Origin of the sequence: Chryseobacterium barbadense, assembly GCF_042849955.1 — a bacterium.
Lineage (GTDB): Bacteria > Bacteroidota > Bacteroidia > Flavobacteriales > Weeksellaceae > Chryseobacterium.
This window is the reverse complement of record NZ_BAAFHL010000139.1, coordinates 1-1,653: the sequence shown is the minus strand read 5'-3', so window position 1 is coordinate 1,653 and position 1,653 is coordinate 1. Positions and strand designations below refer to the sequence as shown.

At 36.4% G+C, this 1,653-nt stretch carries 2 protein-coding genes; both read right to left on the bottom strand.

The genetic code is table 11. From position 1 onward, the window contains the following. Positions 1–424, bottom strand: a 424-nt coding sequence (locus ACGHIN_RS17220; RefSeq protein WP_390456454.1) for an SPFH domain-containing protein, incomplete at its 3' end; no start/stop codon positions are given. 202 nt (positions 425–626) lie between these two features. Further along, on the bottom strand, positions 627–1,653 hold a 1,027-nt coding region (gene ccsB, locus ACGHIN_RS17215; protein ID WP_390456451.1), incomplete at its 5' end, for a c-type cytochrome biogenesis protein CcsB.

The window sequence follows — 1,653 nt, the reverse complement described above, 5'->3', positions numbered from 1 at the left end:
AATCTGTATATCTTTCCACTTCATAAGCGGCTTTATAGGTGTCTCCTACCTTCCACACAATTACAGCCCCGATCTCAATAGGATTTCCCATTTTATCATTTACTTTTAACGTCTGGCCCTGTAAGTTTTCGGAACGGAGGCTTATTTTCTGGGAAGAGTACAAAGGATTAATAAAAAACAATCCGTTTTCTTTTACGGTTCCCACATATTTTCCGAAGAAGTTCAAAACTCTGGAATGGTTTGGTTGAATAATCATTAATCCTTTCAAGAAGAAGCAGGAAAGAATAAAGCAGAGTAAAGCGAAAACAACATAGGTAATGTTTCCGTCTATTCCTTGTATAAATAAGTAAACAGAAGCTACAAACAATACTAAGCAAATAACTAATGTCAAATAGCCTGACATAGGTCTTAAAGTTTTTTCCATGATTGCCAATTTTAAATTTGATATTATTTTGATATCATAAAGATATACATAAGTTTTGAATGATGCGTTATAAATGATGAATTTTTTTGAGGTTCGGATTCATGGTTTTGTAATACGAGGATTCTGATAAAATATCGTTCCTCAAAACCCGAAATAAAAAATCCCGGAAAGTTATTCCGGGATCTGTATTATATTTTACATTTTATTTTTTCGTCAATACTTTGAACTTAAAGTAAGAAAGAACTGATAAAAGAATCATCGTTGATACGCCTATATATACCCATGCCGGAACCGGAACCGGATCTCCGGCTGCATAAGAGTGGAGCCCGCTTAGATAATAGTTAACTCCGAAATACGTCATTACCATTGAACAGAATGCAAACATGGTTGCTACGTGGAAAGCCCATCTGCTTCTTAATCCCGGAACCAGTCTCATGTGAAGAACAAAAGCGTACACCATAATTGAAATGAAGGCCCATGTTTCTTTAGGATCCCAGCTCCAGTATCTTCCCCATGATTCATTCGCCCAGATTCCTCCTAAGAAGTTTCCTACAGTAAGAGCGAAAAGTCCGATCGTTAATGACATTTCAGAAACAATTGCTAATTCTTTTAAGGTAGTATCGTGATGTAATTTATAGGTTCCTTTATTGGAAATAATATAGAATACCAATGAAATTACGGCAATAATCATGGAAAGGGCAAAGAACCCATAGCTCGATGTAATAATAGCTACGTGAACAATTAACCAATATGACTTCAATACAGGTACAAGCGGTGTAATCTGCGGATCAAGCGCTGAACCTCCGTGTGCAAATCCCATCATAATTACGGCTACCATAAATCCGGCTGCAGGAATCAATGCATTTGAGTTTCTATACAATAGCAATCCGGCCGTAATCCCTACCCATGAGATAAAGATAATTGCTTCATACCCGTTACTCCAGGGTGCATGTCCGGAAATATACCATCTTGCCACCAATCCTAAGAAATGGCATAAATATCCGATTAATCCAATCCCTATAATGCCTTTAATAATCTTGTTTAAAACTTTATTTGGCTTAAATAGTTCCACAAATCCTAAAATAAGCAGCAATCCACCGATTAAGGTATAAAAAATCAATAATTTGAAGTTAATATTCACCTTATTCATGAACACTTCCAAATCCACTTTAGATTTGGCCGGAACTACAGCTTTCCCCCACTTTTGTTGGTAATCTGACAGTTTTGCC